This window comes from Microbacterium sp. CGR1, assembly GCF_001266755.1.
GTDB lineage: Bacteria > Actinomycetota > Actinomycetes > Actinomycetales > Microbacteriaceae > Microbacterium.
The window spans coordinates 1,555,600-1,571,029 of record NZ_CP012299.1 but is presented as its reverse complement, the minus strand read 5'-3'; the positions used below and the strand labels follow the sequence as shown (position 1 = coordinate 1,571,029).

Sequence of the window (15,430 nt, the reverse complement as noted above, 5' to 3'; positions counted from 1 at the left end):
TGTAGCATGATGGCATGCACGACGGACCCGACGCCACCCCCCGCGGAAGCGGTGCGTCCGATGTGCTGTCTCGCAAGGACCCGATCTCTCCGGACGGCCTCGCGCACGCGGCGATCTACGACGTCGAGTCGGCGGATCCGCGGAGCACTCTGATCGATCGATCAGGTGTCGACCCCGAGGACCTGCGCCAGATCGCGCTCGTCATGGGCGCCCTCGGTGAGCTCCGCGACGCGGAGCAGAAGCTGTCACTCGCCTCACGGCGCTACATGCGCCTGAACGACACGGATATGCGCGCACTGCATTACCTGATCGTGTGCGCGAACCGCGGGGCCACGGCCACTCCCGGGGGGATCGCGACACACCTCGGCATATCGACCGCGTCGACGACGAAGCTGCTCGACCGCCTCGAGAAGGGCGGCCATATCCGGCGGGCGCCGCATCCGACCGACCGGCGCGCTCTCGCGATCACCATCACGCCGGAGACGCGGCAGGCGGCCATGGAGACGGTGGGTCGTCAGCAGGCCAAGCGCTTCTACTCGGCGGCGCGACTCACTCCGGACGAGCGTGACGTCGTCATCCGGTTCCTGTCCGACATGGCCCAGGAGATCACGCTCCGGGATGAGCCGTGGGCTCAACCCGGAGTCGCTACCTCAGACTGAGTCAGTGCGCGGCGTTGTACGCCTCGACGACCGGGGCGGGAATGCGGCCCCGCTCTGAGAGCGTGTAACCGTTGTCGTTCGCCCAGGCGCGGATCGCCGCGACCTCGGGATTGCGACCCGCGCGCTTCCGGGGTGCTGCTGACCGCGACGAGGCCGCCGAGCCGGCCCGTCGTCCAGCCGAGATATACGGTTCCAATGCCGCGCGCAGTTCTTCTGCGTGCGCGGAATTCAGATCGATCTCGTAAGAAGTGCCATTCAGCGAGAAATGGACCGTTTCGCCTTCGCCCACTTCCAGGATGCTTCCGTCGATGTCGTCAACCAGCTGGTGCACAATTCTTCTTGCCATGGTAATACAGTACTGCCGAATATCCGAGCCCGCAGTGCTATTCGTGACCAGGGTCGATCAATTTCAGGCCGACGATGCACCCGACGAGGCCGAGGAGCAGCAGAATCCGCGGCCAGGAGATGTCGCTGTCGCCGGTGATCATCGCCCACACCACTGTCAGAGTCGCGCCGATGCCGACCCACACCGCATAGGCGGTGCCGGTGGCGATATCACGCATGGCGAATGCAAGCCCGAGCATCGAGAGGATCAGACCGCCCGCGAATATGATGCTCGGCCACAGCTTGGTGAATCCCTCGGATTTGCCGAGCGCAGTCGCCCATACAGCTTCGAGGACTCCGGAGACGATAAGCACGATCCACGACATGACGGTCCTTTCGGACCAGTCTTTTCGCTCACCGGGTACTGGTCTGCCTCGTCCGGGGCCGGGGTTCACCGACCAGTATCCACGATAGCCGTGAGCGCTGGGCAGGGCCTGTGCAGCGCTGTGCCGCGGAGCGCCGCGTGACTCAGGGGAGCAGTCCGGCCCGCCGCGCCTTGGCCACGGCGGCATGGCGGGTCGAGGCGTCGAGCTTGGACATCGCCGTGCCGAGATACGCCTTGACGGTGCCCTCGCGAAGGCCGAGCTGCCCGCCGATCTCCGCATTCGTCGCGCCGAGGGCGGCGCAGGCGAGCACATCGGTCTCGCGGCGGGAGAGATGAACGGTCGGGATCGGCCCGGTGCCGGTGGAGACCGCGTCGTCCGCGAGCATCACGAGGCGCTGCTCCACCTGTGCGATGCGCGCCCGAAGATCCGCATCATCGACGGATGCCGCGATGCTGCGAAGCTCGGCGAAGCTCTCCCGCAGCTCTTCGCGATGGCGCGGGGGGACGGATGCGGACGACGGCGTGACCGAGCGAAGGCGACGTTCCACCTCGTCGCGAACTCGGAGCTCCTCTGCGACGGACTGTGCGACCTGCATCGCCGGCGCCGTGGTCACGCCGCCGACGGGTGTCCGGTCCCAGGCCCCCGCGTACAGGACTCCTCGGGGACGGCCGCTCACGACGATCGGCAGGGCCAGTAGAGTCCTGAGGCCCTCGCCGAGCACGAACACGTCGTAGTCGTGCGTGATCTGCTGCGATGACCCGTAGTCGCTCGTCATGCGAGGGCGCAGCTCCATCATCGCCCGTCCGCCGAGACCGCGTTCGGGTCTGACGCGCAACCCGTCGAGGCTGTGCGTGCGGTTTCCGACGATGCTGGTGACGCTGACCACGCCCTCGTCGATCAGGCCGCCGAAGGCGACCGGGAACCGGGTGCGCTGCGCGAGCTCGCGCACTGCTCTGGCGACGAGCTCGGTCTCTGATTCCATCTCGGTCGATGTGCTCACGACTACCTACTTTCGGGGGTGACGGCGCTGTGTCCCCGTTTCGTAGCGTCGACCCTATCATTCGCCTGGCAATGCGGGGCGAGCCGCAGAACATGAGGCAAGGAGGCCCCATGACCGACCATCCGACGGCAGATTCGCCGGGAGCGATCGACTACATCGCTGTCGAGGAATCACCACGATTCCGCGAACTGAAGAAGACGCAGCGCTCATTCATCTTCCCGCTCGCGGCATTCTTCCTCATCTGGTATTTCGTCTACGTCCTGCTCGCCGCCTTCGCGACCGAATTCATGTCGCAGAGAGTGTGGGGAGATATCACCGTCGGGCTGCTCATGGGGTTGGGACAATTCGTCACCACCTTCGCGATCACGATGGGGTACGTCGCATTCGCGAACCGGAGACTCGATCCGATAGCGACCGAGATCCGCGAAGAGCTCGAGAAGGCGCAGGCTGACGCATGAACCGCATTCACGCCGCCGCGGGGGAGATCGCGGTGGAGAGCAATCCTGTTCTCAACATCTCGATCTTCGTCGCCTTCGTGGCGGTGACACTGTTCATCGTCATCCGTGCGAGCCGGAACAACAAGACGGCGGCGGACTACTACGCCGCGGGCCGCTCGTTCACGGGGCCGCAGAACGGTTTCGCGATCGCCGGCGACTATCTGTCTGCGGCATCCTTCCTCGGAATCTGCGGTGCGATCGCGATCAACGGCTACGACGGCTTCCTGTATTCGATCGGATTCCTCGTCGCCTGGCTCGTCGCACTGCTTCTCGTCGCCGAGCTGATGCGCAACACCGGCAAGTTCACGATGGCCGACGTCCTGTCGTTCCGACTGAAGCAGCGGCCAGTGCGCATGGCGGCAGCGATCACCACGCTCGCAGTGTGCTTCTTCTACCTGCTCGCCCAGATGGCGGGAGCCGGCGGGCTGGTCTCCCTGCTGCTCGGAATCGACGGCCGACTCGGTCAGTCGATCGTGATCGCCGTCGTCGGCGTGCTGATGATCGTCTACGTCCTCATCGGCGGCATGAAGGGCACGACCTGGGTGCAGATCGTCAAGGCGTTCCTGCTCATCGGCGGTGCGATCGCGATGACGATCTGGGTGCTGGCGATCAACGGATTCAGCCTCAACACGCTGCTCGCGGCGGCTGTGGCGAATTCCGACAAGGGCGACGCGATCCTCGCGCCGGGACTGCAGTACGGAGCTAACCCCTGGGACTTCGTCTCTCTCGGCATGGCTCTCGTGCTCGGAACGGCGGGGCTCCCGCACGTGCTGATGCGCTTCTACACGGTCCCCACCGCCAAGGAGGCTCGTCGTTCGGTGGTGTGGGCGATCTGGCTGATCGGTGGCTTCTACCTGCTGACGCTGGTGCTCGGCTACGGAGCAGGCGCGCTCGTCGGCGCGGACGTGATCGCGGCGGCACCCGGCGGTCCGAACTCGGCGGCGCCGCTGCTCGCCCTGTATCTCGGCGGGCCGGTCCTCCTCGGGTTCATCTCGGCCGTCGCCTTCGCGACCATCCTCGCGGTGGTGGCCGGACTCACGATCACGGCAGCAGCCTCCTTCGCGCACGACATCTATGCGAACGTGATCCAGAAGGGGAAGAAGGACTCGGCCGGAAACCCCGTCGAGCCGGATCCCAACGGCGAGGTGCGCGTCGCACGCCGAACGGTGGTCGTGATCGGCATCCTCGCGATCGTCGGTGGCATCGGTGCGCAGGGGCAGAACATCGCCTTCCTGGTGGCGCTCGCGTTCGCGGTCGCCGCCTCGGCGAATCTGCCGACGATCCTCTACTCGCTGTTCTGGCGACGGTTCAACACCCGCGGTGCGGTCTGGAGCATGTACGGCGGCCTCGCCGCGGCGATCATCCTGATCATCCTGTCGCCGGTGTTCTCCGGGTCGCCGACCTCGATGATCCCCGGGATCGACATCGTGCTGTGGCCGATGAACAATCCGGGAATCGTGTCGATCCCGCTCGGCTTCTTCCTCGGCTGGCTCGGGACGGTCACGAGCCGGACCAAGGAGTCGCCGCTCCTGGCGGCCGAGATGGAAGTGCGCTCGCTCACCGGTTTCGGGGCCGAGAAGGCCGTCGACCACTGAGCGGCCGATGACGCGAACGGGGACCCCGACGGCCTACTCGTCGGGGTCCCCGTGTGCGGTCAGCCGTGCGACTCGAGGTCGAGAAGGAACCTCTTGCGCTCGGGATGCGCGCCGTACTGACCCGTCGTGCCATCCGACCGCACCACGCGGTGGACGGGGACGACGATGGAGAAGGGACTGAGACGGCAGGCGGTGCCGACGGCCCGCGCGGCACCGGGGCGCCCGGCCAGCACCGCGACCTCCCCGTAGCTGATCGTCTCTCCCCATTCGATGGTGGTGATGGTCTGCAGCGCCGTGCGCGCGAACCCGTCGATGAGGCGCCAGTCGAGCGCCAGGTGATCGTGGAATCGCACCGGCGATCCCCCGAAGTACGCGTCGAGGAGTTCGGTGACCTCGTCTGCCGCACCGGGGTCGGGTTCCGGGACGGCCCGGAGCTGGCTCGCGACGTTCTCGAGGAGCCAGGGAACCGATGGATCATTCGACTCCGAGAGGTCGAATCGGACGAGCCCCTCGTCGGAGAACACCGCGAGGGCGTCGCCGAACGGAGTCGGTGCGAAGTCATAGCGGAAGGTCATGCCTCCATACTGACCGGAGCGGGGGTACGGGGGCCTCCCCACGAGCGCGACCGGGGGAGACCGCACCGACTCGTCGCTCGGGTGCAGAAGCAGTCCGCAGGGTCGTCGCTCCGCCCTCGAGCGGGCGGAAATACGGTGAAACCCGCCCGGGATACCGCCTGTGGGGCGAGGCGCGCTTAGTGTGTGAGGTGTGTGGCGACGTGAAGGCAAGGCTGCGGATGACGCAGGTACCGATGCCGCAGTGACCCTCGGCGAACCGCACGAGCCGGTCTCCGGTATCGGCATCGCGCATGCGGCAGAGGCCGAGCGCACTCGGCTGCGTGCGGAAGCTGCTGACCTCGGCGGCTCATCGCCGCTCGTGAACTTCCGCGACACGGTCGAATCCAGCATCGACATCTCGAAGGCCCACCCCGGCAGCCTTCCCCAGTTCATCACCGGCAAATCGACCCTGCTGTCGAACCTCTATCGCGACGAGGTCGGTCTGCGCACTGCGAGGCTCGCCGCCGAACGGATCACCGCGAAGAACACCGAGCTGCGCACCGTTCGCGGCATCGAGGCGGTGCACCTCGCAGTCGGCGTCGCCGGCTGGCGCATCGGCGGGGCGGACTTCTCGGCGCCCGTGCTGCTTCGCCCCCTCGCCATCCGTCGGCACCACTCCGACTTCGAACTCAAGCTGCAGGGCGCGTTCGAGGTCAACCCCGAGCTTGTGCGCATCGCGCGTGAGCACTTCGGCATCACGATCGACGCCGCGGCTCTCGCCTCCCTCGCCTACGACGGCGGGATCTTCAAGCCGCAGCCCGTGATCGACAGCCTTCGGGCCACGACGCGGTCGATCGACACCTTCACGGTGCTGCCGCGGCTCGTGGTCTCGACCTTCGCCGATGTCGGCGGTGCCATGTCCCGCGACGGCGGGAGTCTCGACCACGTCGTGCTCAACGCTCTGGCAGGTCACGTCGGCGACCGCGAGCAGGTCTCGGCCCGCCGACCCGCGCCGCACCACACCGGACCGGACGACCGGGCGCCGGCATCCGACAATCTGCTGCTCGATGCGGATGCCGAGCAGGAGGCGCTCCTCGCCCGGATCGCGGCCGGACATTCGCTGACCGTCGCGACGCTCCCCGGCACAGGCGGCACACAGACCGTGATCAACGCGCTCGGCGAACTCGTGCGGGCCGGCAAGAGGGTGCTCGTCGTCTCGGCGCGACGGTCGACCCTCGACGGCGTGCGGCACCGTCTTGCGGGCATCGGCCTCGACAGCCTGGCGGTGTCTCCCGCGAACGTGCGTCGGGACCTCGTCCGCGCGATCGGCCGGAACGAGAAGGCGACGGCTCCGAAGGTCAGCGACGTCGATGACGCTCTCGTGCGTCTCCGCACGGTGCTCAGGGATTATCGCAGCGCTCTCACCGCTCCGGTCGCGGGGACGAACTCGTCGGTGCTCGACGCCACCAGGCATCTCACGAGGCTCGCCTCCCTGCCCACCCCGCCGTCGACCACGGCGCGACTCAGCGCCGAGACCCTCCGCCGTCTCGCTGACGATCGCTCGTCGGCGGCAGCGGCGCTCGCGCAGGCCGCGCGCCTCGGCGAGTTCCGCTTCGGACCCGACGACTCGCCCTGGTACGGAGTCACGTTCTCGAGCACCGAGGCTGCGAAGTCGGCGCACCAGCTGGCAGCGCGTCTGCACTCCGACAGCGTGCCGGCCCTCCTCGAGCGCGGGTATGCCCTCATCGCCCAGACGCATATGCGCCCGTTCTCGACGATCGACGAGCTCGGTGAGTACCTGCGGCTGCTGCAGGGCATCCGCGACTCTCTCGACCGGTTCAGCCCCACCGTCTTCGAGCGTCCGCTGGGCGAGCTCATCCAGGCTCACGGATCGCGCCGCGACGCGCCCGCGATGTCCGGGGCGAACCGGCGTCGGCTGCGTCGCCTCGCCAAGGAGTACGTGCGCCCGGGCGTCCATGTCACCGAGATGCACGAGTCGCTGCTGCGCATCCAGGCGCAGCGCACCCAGTGGCAGCGGTTCGTGGAAGCCGGGGTTGCGCCCGAGGTTCCACTCGGGCTCGCCGACGTCCACTCCTCGTGGCAGCGCGTCACGGCTGAGCTCGCCGAGCTCGATGTCGCGCTCGGCCGCAGGGAACCGCTGTCGACGCTCCCCGTCGCCCGCCTCGTGCGCACTCTCGCCGGTCTCGCGGCGAAGTCCGACGTCTTCGACAACCTCGTGGAGCGCGCGCAGCTGCGCGATAGGCTGGCCGACCTCGGTCTCGAGCCGCTGCTCGCGGAGCTGTCCGTTCGCCACGTCGCCGAGTCGCGTGTGGGTGACGAGCTGGAGTTCGCCTGGTGGCAGACACTGCTGGAACGGGCTCTGCAGGAGGATCGAGCGCTGCTCGGTGCGAACACGGCGGTGGTCGACCGGCTCGAGCGGGACTTCCGTCTCGTCGACGAGGCGCACGCCGCGATGGCCGGTCCGTTGCTCGCCTGGCAGCTCGCGAACCAGTGGAAGATCGCCATCGTCGATGAACCGCAGGAGTCGCAGAACCTCAGGCGCGCACTGAAGCAGCCGGCGACGACGACAGCCGAGATCGTGAGCTCCGCGCCCACCCTCGTCGGCGTGCTCGCGCCGGTCTGGATCTCGTCTCCCTACCTCGTGCCGCAGATCCCCGACTCCGTCGAGTTCGACACGGTGCTCCTCGTCGATGCGGCCGCGATCAACCTCGCCGAAGCGGCCCCGGCGATCCGCCGTGCCCGTCAGGTCGTCGCTTTCGGCGATCCGGTCACTCAGCTTCCGACAGCGTTCCACGTCGCCGTGGACCCCGGCCCCGAATGGGAGCACGAGGTGCCCTTCGACTCCGTGTCGGTGTTCGAGCGCCTGTCCGAACTGCTTCCCGTGATGACCCTCACGCGCAGCTACCGCGCGGGCGGCGAGGACCTCGCAGAGCTCATCAACGACGCGTTCTACGGCGGCGAGATCGTCTCGCTGCCCTGGGCGGGCTCGTACCTGGGTCGCGGCAGCCTCACCGTCGACTACGTCGAAGGCGGCACCGGCGCACCCGACCCCGTGTCGGGTGCGGTGGAGAGCCCCGAGGCAGAGGTCGCACGCGTCGTCACGCTGGTCGTGGAGCACGCCGTGCATCGCCCGGACGAGTCGCTCATGGTGGTCACCGCGAGCAGGCGTCATGCCGAGCGCGTGCGGGCCGCCGTCACCTCGGCATTCGCCGGGCGCTCCGACGTCGCCGACTTCGTCGGTCGCGACACGGCCGAGCCCTTCGCGGTGCTCACCCTCGAGGAGTCCGTGGCCGAGAGCCGCGACCGGGTGATCTTCTCACTCGGCTACGGCCTGACCAAGCACGGACGAGTGCTCAGCGACTTCGGCGACCTGTCCACGCCGGATGGGGAGCGGCTGCTGACGGTCGGGATGACCCGCGCCCGCCGGTCCATGGTGATCGTCTCGTCGATCCGCCCCTCGTCGTTCGATGACGGCCGCCTCGAGTTCGGCGCCGCCACCCTGATGTCGATCCTCGGCGGCCTCGCCACCCGGGGACGCGACGCACGCCTGGAGGATCTCGCCGACCCGCTGACGCTCGCCCTCGCACGAGAGCTGCGCCGTCTCGGCGCAGCGGTCGACGTCGACTACCGCGGTCTGCTGCCGCTCGTCGCACAGCACAACGGCAAGGCCGTCGTCATCGAGTCCGACCCGGAGTCTCGGGGCGAGTCACTGCGCGAGGCCCTGCGGCTGCGCCCGAACGTGCTTCGCCGCCTCGGGTGGCATTACGTGCGCGTGCACGCCTTCGACCTCTACAGCGACCCCGTCACGGCGGCCACGCGCATCGCGGGAGTCTTGGGAATCTCGGCATCCGCGGCCCGAGCCGACAACGACACGCAGCCGATCGATCTCACCGACCCGCAGAATGACTGATCAGCCGGACTCCGGTGCCCCGCGGCAGAAGGTCGTGCGGGTCGCCGGATCGCGGCGTGCCCGGCTGACTCCCGTGCCGGGCACCGACACGGACCCGGATCGGGTCGTCCGGGAACCTCAGCGGACGACGGGCCCGAAGGGGCCCAACGACGACCGCCTGATGCAGGACGTGCCCCCGCACTACTGAGCACCGGCGGCTCAGGCGTGTTCGGGAGACGACGAAGCGCACGGCCCGAATCGGACCGTGCGCTTCGCGGTGCGGACTGCGAGTCAGCTGCGCGGCTTGTTCCCGGCGAGCAGGTCGCGGATCTCGACGAGCAGCTCGGCCTCGGTGGCGGCCGCCGGCTCTTCCTCCGGCTGCTCGGCCGCGGTGCCCTTGCGCGCCTCGACGTGGGCCTTGAACGTGTTCATCGGCAGCACGAACACGAAGTACACCACCAGAGCGACCGAGAGGAAGCTGATGATCGCCGAGATGAGATCGCCGATGGGGAACGTGACGGTATCTCCGTAGATGCTCTGCACCTGCGGTCCGAAGTTGCCCGTCGCATCCGCCTTGAAGAACAGCGAGACGAGCGGGGTGATGATGCTGTTCACCACGGCGGTGACGATCGCCGTGAACGCGGTGCCGATGACGACCGCGACCGCGAGGTCGATCACGTTGCCGCGGAGGATGAAGTCCTTGAAACCTTTGAGCATGGATGCCTCCGGGGAGTTGATGGGGTCAGGAAGAAGATGTGCTGGTCGACGCGGGGGCCGGGGTCGTGGTCTTGGCCGGCTCTGCCTTCGATGATGCCGGGGCGGATGCGGAAGAGCCGGAGCCCGCTCGCGAGTCGGTGCGATAGAAGCCGGATCCGTTGAACGTCACGCCGATGGATCCGTACTGCTTGCGCAGCTCGCCGCCGCATTCGGGGCAGACGGTGAGGGCGTCGTCGGAGAAACTCTGCACGGCGTCGAAGGCGTGACCGCACGAACGGCAGGCATAGGCATAGGTGGGCATTGCGATCCTCGCGGGTCAGCGTCGCGTGGGCGACAGGTGGAGGGTCTGCGTGGGAGTCACGACGCCGGTGACCGGCTGGTCGTGAACCTCCCTCGGCAGGAAGTCGAGTACCTCGGAATCATAGATGACTGCGTAGACCGGAGGGCACTTCTCCATCGAACCGATGGTCTTGTCGAAGTACCCGCGCCCCCAGCCCATGCGCATCCCGGTGCGGTCGACGGCCGCGGCGGGGATCACCATCAGGTCGACATCGTTGACGGCGATCGGACCGAGCACCTCGCCGGTCGGCTCGGGAAGCCCGAAGAGGCCTTCCGCGACGTCGTCGTCATCGGTCGCCACGGCCCAGTCGAGAAGGCCGTCGGCCCGTGTCACAGGAAGCAGGACCCGGATGCCGCGGCGCACCGCGCCGGTGACGAACTCCCGGGTGCCCGGCTCGGTCGTGGTCGAGAGGAAGCATGAGATCGACCGGGCGCCGAGCGCGTCGACCAGCTCGTCGAGGCGCTGCGTGATGGCGGATGCCGCGGCCTCCCGCTGCGAGTCGCTCAGCAGCTGGCGGCGTTCGCGGAGCTCGGCGCGAAGCGCGCGCTTCTCATGCTCTACGTCGTGGGACATGGCTCCGAGTCTACGGCGGCATCCCCACTAGGCTGGGTGGATGGGTATACGGAAGATGAAGGCTGTCATTCCTGCTGCCGGTCTGGGAACGCGTTTCCTGCCGGCGACGAAGGCGATGCCGAAGGAGATGCTGCCGGTCGTCGACAAGCCGGCGATCCAGTACGTCGTCGAAGAGGCCGCCAGCGCCGGGATCGATGACATCCTCGTCATCATCGGCCGCAACAAGAACGCGATCTCCAACCACTTCGACTCGGTCCCCGAGCTCGAGGTCAAGCTGATGGAGAAGGGCGACACGGGGCGTCTCGAGCGCGTCATCCATTCGAGCGACCTCGCCGACATCCACTTCGTCCGTCAGGGTGAGCCCAAGGGACTCGGTCACGCGGTGCTGCGTGCCCGCACGCACGTCGGCGACAGCTCCTTCGCCGTGCTCCTCGGCGACGACCTCATCGACGAGCGCGACCAGCTGCTCACCGAGATGATCGCCGAGCACGAGCGCAGCGGCGCCGCGGTGATCGCCCTCATGGAGGTCGACCCCGCGAGCATCCACATGTACGGCGCCGCCGCCGTCGAGGACATCGAGGGATCGGATGCCGTGCGCGTCACCGACCTCGTCGAGAAGCCCGCACCCGAGGACGCGCCGTCGAACCTGGCGATCATCGGCCGTTACGTCCTGCCCGCCTCGATCTTCGAGGTGCTCGAGCGCACCGAACCCGGCAAGGGCGGCGAGATCCAGCTGACCGACGCGCTGCAGGAGCTGGCCACCAGCGCCGACGGCCCCGGTGTGGTGGGCGTCATCTTCCGTGGACGCCGGTACGACACCGGCGACCGCGTCGACTACATCAAGGCGATCGTCCAGCTCGCCTCCGACCGCGACGACCTCGGCCCCGAGCTGCGGCCGTGGCTCAAGGAGTTCGCGGAACGCCTCTAGGCGTCGACGCGGCGTCGGGAGCGCGCGGATGGATCAGGCGACGGGGATGCGGCATGGTCCCATCGAGCTGCGCCTCGTGCGCTCTCGGGACGCGAGGGCTCTTCAGCACGAGCTGTTGAGCAATCGCTCCTGGCTGCAGCCGTGGGAGGCCACCGTCCCGTACGGCTCGGTCTCGTTCGACATGCGACTCAGCATCCGACGTCTGCTGCAGCAGTACCGCGACGGCGCGGGCTATCCGTTCGTCATGGAGTACGAGGGCGAGATCGCCGGGCAGCTCAACGTGTGGGGAGTCGCCAGGGGGTCGTTGTGCTCGGCGACCATCGGGTACTGGGTGAGCGAGCGCTTCGCCGGCAAAGGCATCACGCCCACAGCCGTCGCGCTCGCGACCGATGCCTGCTTCACGGAGTATGCGCTGCATCGCATGGAGATCTGCATCCGGCCCGAGAACGTCGCGAGCCTGAGGGTCGTGCAGAAGCTCGGCTTCCGCTACGAGGGGCTGCGTCGCCGTTACATCCACATCGACGGCGACTGGCGGGATCACTACGCGTTCGCCCTCACTCGCGAGGATGTGCCGCAGGGCGTGCTGGCCCGGTGGCTGAACGGCGAGGTGCCTCCGGACGCCGCGACGATCCCGCCGTCGGACCGTTTCGCGCTCTGACACGCCGCTGACTTCAGAACTCCTCGCGACACACGCTCCGACTGAGCGTCGTGACCAGCGATGTTCCCGTACCGTTGTCGACATGGACGGGCCGGTGCTGAGCGGGGGAGTGATAGTCCTCGTCGCTGTGCTCCTGTGGATGCTCTACCTGCTGCCCTCCTGGCGTGGGCGCTTCCAGTACGACGCCGCGGAGCGCAACGCCGTCAGACTGAACCAGGCCCTTCGGGTGCTGGCCGAGACCAGCGAGACCCCCGGCGAGGTCCGTCTCGAACTCAACGCGCGGACTGCCCTCGCGCAGCAGAAGCTCGCGAAGCGCCTGCAGTCCGAGAAGGAAGCCGCGGAGCTCATGAAGCTCCGCGAAGAGCTGGCTGCAACGAGGGCTGATCCCGTCATGCGACAGGCCCGCGCGCGTCGCCGTGTGCGCATCGTCGCCACCTCGACCCTGCTTCTCGGTCTCGTCGTCACCGGGCTCGGCGTGTGGCAGCTTATCGCGCTTCAGGCGCAGCTGCTGCTCTGGGTCGGCGGGTCGATCATCGTCGTCGCCGGCTTCGCCCTGCAGCGCATGTCGGCTGTCGCCGCCCGCGCCGCCCGGCGTTCGGTGCGCGTCGTCGAGCAGCCCGTGCAGAGGGCAGAGCCCGAACTGCACGATCAGGGCCCGGCGACATGGACCCCGCGTCCGCTGCCCGAGCCGCTGGTGTCGGTCGCAGGCTCGCGCGCGCAGGTGGCGAGAGCGGAGCTGGATGCGCAGGAGAAGCGCCGCGCTGCGGCTCGTCTCGCCGAGCTTCGTGAGCGAGCGGAGCGCATGGCGCCCGCCGCACCCGTGCAGATTCCGGCGGCCGCGCAGGCCGCCGCGTCTCCGTTCGCGAAGATGGGATACGTCGACGACGCGGAGATCGAGGCGCATGTGCGCGACCTCCTCGCGAAGCGTGCAGCGGGCTGATCCTCGCGGCACGAGAGGGTCTTCGAGCGTGATAGCGTAGAAGACGTCAGGGCCTATGGCGCAGTTGGTAGCGCGCCTCGTTCGCATCGAGGAGGTCAGGGGTTCGAATCCCCTTAGGTCCACCGACGAGAAAGACCCCCGAGCATCGCTCGGGGGTCTTTTCTTCTGTCTACTGTGCGCGTGCGCGGAGACGGCGACCGATCGCGTGGTCGCAGAGGGCGGCGGCACCCGCGCCCACCGCGTAGGCGACGAGGTCGCGCGCATCGAATCCGACGCCCAGGACGAGCCGCACCGGCCAGAAGGCCTCGGACCAGATCGCCGGCAGACCGGTGAGCTGGAAGCACTCGATCAGCATGCACAGCGCCGCGGCGCTCGCACCCACGATCCAGGCCGGGGCTCGCGGGAGCACGATCGCGATGACGACGTAGATCATCACCGCGTAGAGGGCGTCGCCGAGTGCGTCCGCGATCGGACCACGACCGACGACGTGTGTGACGAGACCAGCCGCGACCACCAGGACGGCGATGACGACCAGTGCCCGGCGACGCGCACTGACGTGCGCGTCGCCGCGTGTGACCGACTGCATCCGTCGCTCCCGCTGTCTCGCCTACTTACGGTTCGCGCGGTAGTAGGAGAGCAGCGCCTTCGTTGAGGCGTCCTGCGCGTCGATGGCCGCCTCGTCCCCGCCGATGGCCGGAGCGATCTGCATCGCGAGCTGCTTGCCCAGCTCGACGCCCCACTGGTCGAACGAGTTGATGCCCCAGATCGTGCCCTGCGTGAACGTGATGTGCTCGTACAGGGCGATCAGCTGACCGAGCACCTGTGGTGTCAGCGCGGGTGCGAAGATCGAGGTCGTCGGGCGGTTGCCGGCGAACGTGCGTGCCGCGACGAGCGCTCCGGTGGTTCCCTCGGCCTCGACCTCTGCGGCGGTCTTGCCGAAGGCCAGAGCCTTCGTCTGCGCGAGGAAGTTCGCCAGGAACAGCTCGTGCACGTCCTGCCCGCCGTCGGTCAGAGGGTAGGCCGGGTTCACGAAAGCGATGAAGTCGGCCGGAATCAGCCGGGTGCCCTGATGGATGAGCTGGTAGAACGCGTGCTGGCCGTTGGTCCCGGGCTCTCCCCAGAACACCTCGCCGGTGTCGGTGGTGACCGGGGTGCCGTCCCAGCGGACCGACTTGCCGTTGGACTCCATCGTCAGCTGCTGCAGGTAGGCCGGGAACCGGCTCAGCTGCTGCGCGTAGGGCAGCACCGCATGCGACTGCGCGCCGTGGAAGTTGACGTACCAGACGTTGAGCAGACCCATCAGCACCGGGACGTTGCGCTCGAGAGGCGTGGTGCGCACGTGCTCGTCGACCGCATGGAAGCCGGTCAGCAGATCGTGGAAGGTATCGGGTCCGAGCGCGATCGCGAGCGACAGGCCGATCGCGGAGTCGACCGAGTAGCGGCCGCCGACCCAGTCCCAGAATCCGAAGGCGTTCGCCGGATCGATCCCGAAGGCCGCGACCTTGTCGAGCGCGGTCGACACCGCCACGAAGTGGTGCGCGACGGCGTCGGTGCGGGCGTCCTCGTCGTCGGAGATGGCTCCCGAGGCCTGGAGTCCGGTCCACAGCCAATCGCGCGCCAGGCGGGCGTTGGTGAGCGTCTCGAGGGTGGTGAAGGTCTTGGACGCGACGATGAAGAGGGTCGTCTCGGGGTCGAGGTCCGCGGTCTTCTGCGCGAGGTCGGTGGGATCGATGTTCGACACGAACCGCGCCTCGATCCCGGCATCCGCATAGGGCTTGAGCGCCTCGTAGACCATGACGGGCCCGAGGTCGGAGCCGCCGATGCCGATGTTGACGACGTGAGTGACGCGCTTTCCGGTGATGCCGAGCCACTCTCCGGAGCGAACTCTGGTGGCGAAAGTGCTGAGTGCGTCGAGCACGGCCTGCACGTCGGCATCCACGTCCTGTCCGTCGACGACGAGCGCGGGGGAGGAGTCGGCCGGTCGACGCAGTGCCGTGTGCAGCACGGCGCGGTCCTCGGACGTGTTGAGGTGGCTTCCCTGGAGCATCGCGGCGTATCGCTCGGCGACTCCCGTCTGCTCGGCGAGGCGCAGAAGCGCTGCGAGAACGTCGTCGGTGACGAGGTTCTTCGACAGGTCGACGTGGAGGTCTGTGAGCGGGAACGAGAATCGCTCCGCACGGTCGGCATCGGCGGCGAACCAGCCTCGCAGATCGGCGGTGATCGACTCGCGCAGCGCGGCGAGTTCGGACCAGGCGGGAGTGAGTGTCGGATCAACAGGAGCGGTCATGGATCCACGGTACTGCCGCACGCGACGTCGTGACCCCGTGATGACGTCCGGCCTCGCTCTAG

Annotated in this window: 17 protein-coding genes, 1 tRNA gene and 1 riboswitch; of the genes, 9 read left to right on the top strand and 9 right to left on the bottom strand. The window is 68.1% G+C overall.

Annotated elements, in window-relative coordinates; genetic code table 11:
- Window positions 1–14 precede the first annotated feature (14 nt).
- The gene (locus AKG07_RS07555; RefSeq protein ID WP_082297860.1) at window positions 15–659 is read left to right on the top strand and encodes a MarR family winged helix-turn-helix transcriptional regulator; all 645 of its coding nucleotides are present in this window, start codon (window positions 15–17) and stop codon (window positions 657–659) included.
- A gap of 1 nt (window position 660) precedes the next feature.
- On the opposite strand, the gene AKG07_RS07550 is transcribed toward AKG07_RS07555, so the two are convergent.
- The 3 genes from AKG07_RS07550 to AKG07_RS07540 form a co-directional block, all read right to left on the bottom strand.
- A complete protein-coding gene (locus AKG07_RS07550) occupies window positions 661–1,005 on the bottom strand; it encodes a histone-like nucleoid-structuring protein Lsr2 (protein ID WP_053097221.1) in 345 nt (114 codons plus the stop codon).
- Between the two features lie 37 nt (window positions 1,006–1,042).
- Window positions 1,043–1,369 carry a DMT family transporter gene (locus AKG07_RS07545; RefSeq protein ID WP_053097219.1) on the bottom strand — a complete coding sequence of 109 codons (327 nt, stop codon included), beginning with the start codon at window positions 1,367–1,369 and terminating at the stop codon, window positions 1,043–1,045.
- A gap of 10 nt (window positions 1,370–1,379) precedes the next feature.
- A riboswitch (guanidine-III (ykkC-III) riboswitch) is annotated at window positions 1,380–1,447 on the bottom strand.
- Between the two features lie 64 nt (window positions 1,448–1,511).
- The gene (locus tag AKG07_RS07540; RefSeq protein WP_053097217.1) at window positions 1,512–2,369 is read right to left on the bottom strand and encodes a LuxR C-terminal-related transcriptional regulator; all 858 of its coding nucleotides are present in this window, start codon (window positions 2,367–2,369) and stop codon (window positions 1,512–1,514) included.
- A gap of 110 nt (window positions 2,370–2,479) precedes the next feature.
- On the opposite strand from AKG07_RS07540, the gene AKG07_RS07535 reads away from it, so the two are divergent.
- A complete protein-coding gene (locus AKG07_RS07535) occupies window positions 2,480–2,827 on the top strand; it encodes a DUF485 domain-containing protein (RefSeq protein WP_053097216.1) in 348 nt (115 codons plus the stop codon).
- Window positions 2,824–4,461, top strand: a complete 1,638-nt coding sequence (locus AKG07_RS07530; RefSeq protein WP_053097215.1) for a solute symporter family protein — start codon at window positions 2,824–2,826, stop codon at window positions 4,459–4,461. The genes AKG07_RS07535 and AKG07_RS07530 overlap by 4 nt, the downstream gene beginning before the upstream one ends.
- A 59-nt stretch (window positions 4,462–4,520) precedes the next feature.
- On the opposite strand, the gene AKG07_RS07525 is transcribed toward AKG07_RS07530, so the two are convergent.
- On the bottom strand, window positions 4,521–5,036 hold the full coding sequence (locus AKG07_RS07525) for a methylated-DNA--[protein]-cysteine S-methyltransferase (RefSeq protein ID WP_053097213.1): 516 nt from the start codon (window positions 5,034–5,036) through the stop codon (window positions 4,521–4,523).
- Between the two features lie 190 nt (window positions 5,037–5,226).
- Between AKG07_RS07525 and AKG07_RS07520 the strand changes: the two genes are divergently transcribed.
- Together AKG07_RS07520 and AKG07_RS07515 are read left to right on the top strand one after the other, a co-directional pair.
- A complete protein-coding gene (locus AKG07_RS07520; RefSeq protein WP_053097211.1) occupies window positions 5,227–8,946 on the top strand; it encodes an ATP-binding protein in 3,720 nt (1,239 codons plus the stop codon).
- Window positions 8,939–9,133: a hypothetical protein gene (locus AKG07_RS07515; protein WP_053097209.1), complete on the top strand. Its 195-nt coding sequence runs from the start codon at window positions 8,939–8,941 to the stop codon at window positions 9,131–9,133. Before AKG07_RS07520 ends, AKG07_RS07515 begins: the two co-directional genes overlap by 8 nt.
- 83 nt (window positions 9,134–9,216) lie before the next feature.
- Here AKG07_RS07515 and mscL read toward each other — a convergent pair whose 3' ends face one another.
- The 3 genes from mscL to AKG07_RS07500 are packed head-to-tail and all read right to left on the bottom strand — an operon-like array spanning window position 9,217 to window position 10,555.
- Window positions 9,217–9,642 (bottom strand): large conductance mechanosensitive channel protein MscL, encoded by a 426-nt coding sequence (gene mscL / locus AKG07_RS07510; protein WP_053097207.1) that lies wholly within the window; start codon window positions 9,640–9,642, stop codon window positions 9,217–9,219.
- A 25-nt stretch (window positions 9,643–9,667) separates the two neighbouring features.
- Window positions 9,668–9,943 (bottom strand): FmdB family zinc ribbon protein, encoded by a 276-nt coding sequence (locus AKG07_RS07505; RefSeq protein WP_053097205.1) that lies wholly within the window; start codon window positions 9,941–9,943, stop codon window positions 9,668–9,670.
- Between the two features lie 15 nt (window positions 9,944–9,958).
- Window positions 9,959–10,555, bottom strand: a complete 597-nt coding sequence (locus tag AKG07_RS07500) for a 5-formyltetrahydrofolate cyclo-ligase (protein ID WP_053097203.1) — start codon at window positions 10,553–10,555, stop codon at window positions 9,959–9,961.
- Window positions 10,556–10,595: 40 nt separating this feature from the next.
- Here AKG07_RS07500 and galU point away from each other — a divergent pair, with 40 nt between their 5' ends.
- From galU to AKG07_RS07480, 4 genes are all read left to right on the top strand, one after another.
- Window positions 10,596–11,483 carry a UTP--glucose-1-phosphate uridylyltransferase GalU gene (galU, locus tag AKG07_RS07495; RefSeq protein WP_053097201.1) on the top strand — a complete coding sequence of 296 codons (888 nt, stop codon included), beginning with the start codon at window positions 10,596–10,598 and terminating at the stop codon, window positions 11,481–11,483.
- 46 nt (window positions 11,484–11,529) lie between these two features.
- A complete protein-coding gene (locus AKG07_RS07490) occupies window positions 11,530–12,141 on the top strand; it encodes a GNAT family N-acetyltransferase (protein ID WP_053099195.1) in 612 nt (203 codons plus the stop codon).
- Between the two features lie 82 nt (window positions 12,142–12,223).
- Window positions 12,224–13,081 carry a hypothetical protein gene (locus tag AKG07_RS07485; protein ID WP_053097199.1) on the top strand — a complete coding sequence of 286 codons (858 nt, stop codon included), beginning with the start codon at window positions 12,224–12,226 and terminating at the stop codon, window positions 13,079–13,081.
- Window positions 13,082–13,130: 49 nt separating this feature from the next.
- Window positions 13,131–13,203: transfer RNA gene (locus AKG07_RS07480), tRNA-Ala, on the top strand.
- 47 nt (window positions 13,204–13,250) lie between these two features.
- On the opposite strand, the gene AKG07_RS07475 is transcribed toward AKG07_RS07480, so the two are convergent.
- The gene (locus AKG07_RS07475; RefSeq protein WP_053097197.1) at window positions 13,251–13,667 is read right to left on the bottom strand and encodes a ribosomal maturation YjgA family protein; all 417 of its coding nucleotides are present in this window, start codon (window positions 13,665–13,667) and stop codon (window positions 13,251–13,253) included.
- Between the two features lie 21 nt (window positions 13,668–13,688).
- On the bottom strand, window positions 13,689–15,368 hold the full coding sequence (gene pgi / locus AKG07_RS07470; RefSeq protein WP_053097196.1) for a glucose-6-phosphate isomerase: 1,680 nt from the start codon (window positions 15,366–15,368) through the stop codon (window positions 13,689–13,691).
- Between the last annotated feature and the right edge of the window lie 62 nt (window positions 15,369–15,430).

What these genes read in the sequence shown, in the direction of transcription:
- AKG07_RS07485 (WP_053097199.1), top strand. Translation starts at nt 12,224, where the DNA reads ATGGACGGGCCGGTGCTGAGCGGGGGAGTGATAGTCCTCGTCGCTGTG.
- AKG07_RS07515 (WP_053097209.1), top strand. Translation starts at nt 8,939, where the DNA reads ATGACTGATCAGCCGGACTCCGGTGCCCCGCGGCAGAAGGTCGTGCGG.
- AKG07_RS07525 (WP_053097213.1), bottom strand. Translation starts at nt 5,036, where the DNA reads ATGACCTTCCGCTATGACTTCGCACCGACTCCGTTCGGCGACGCCCTC.
- pgi (WP_053097196.1), bottom strand. Translation starts at nt 15,368, where the DNA reads ATGACCGCTCCTGTTGATCCGACACTCACTCCCGCCTGGTCCGAACTC.
- AKG07_RS07490 (WP_053099195.1), top strand. Translation starts at nt 11,530, where the DNA reads ATGCGGCATGGTCCCATCGAGCTGCGCCTCGTGCGCTCTCGGGACGCG.
- AKG07_RS07555 (WP_082297860.1), top strand. Translation starts at nt 15, where the DNA reads ATGCACGACGGACCCGACGCCACCCCCCGCGGAAGCGGTGCGTCCGAT.
- mscL (WP_053097207.1), bottom strand. Translation starts at nt 9,642, where the DNA reads ATGCTCAAAGGTTTCAAGGACTTCATCCTCCGCGGCAACGTGATCGAC.
- galU (WP_053097201.1), top strand. Translation starts at nt 10,596, where the DNA reads ATGGGTATACGGAAGATGAAGGCTGTCATTCCTGCTGCCGGTCTGGGA.
- AKG07_RS07475 (WP_053097197.1), bottom strand. Translation starts at nt 13,667, where the DNA reads ATGCAGTCGGTCACACGCGGCGACGCGCACGTCAGTGCGCGTCGCCGG.
- AKG07_RS07500 (WP_053097203.1), bottom strand. Translation starts at nt 10,555, where the DNA reads ATGTCCCACGACGTAGAGCATGAGAAGCGCGCGCTTCGCGCCGAGCTC.
- AKG07_RS07535 (WP_053097216.1), top strand. Translation starts at nt 2,480, where the DNA reads ATGACCGACCATCCGACGGCAGATTCGCCGGGAGCGATCGACTACATC.
- AKG07_RS07545 (WP_053097219.1), bottom strand. Translation starts at nt 1,369, where the DNA reads ATGTCGTGGATCGTGCTTATCGTCTCCGGAGTCCTCGAAGCTGTATGG.
- AKG07_RS07530 (WP_053097215.1), top strand. Translation starts at nt 2,824, where the DNA reads ATGAACCGCATTCACGCCGCCGCGGGGGAGATCGCGGTGGAGAGCAAT.
- AKG07_RS07550 (WP_053097221.1), bottom strand. Translation starts at nt 1,005, where the DNA reads ATGGCAAGAAGAATTGTGCACCAGCTGGTTGACGACATCGACGGAAGC.
- AKG07_RS07505 (WP_053097205.1), bottom strand. Translation starts at nt 9,943, where the DNA reads ATGCCCACCTATGCCTATGCCTGCCGTTCGTGCGGTCACGCCTTCGAC.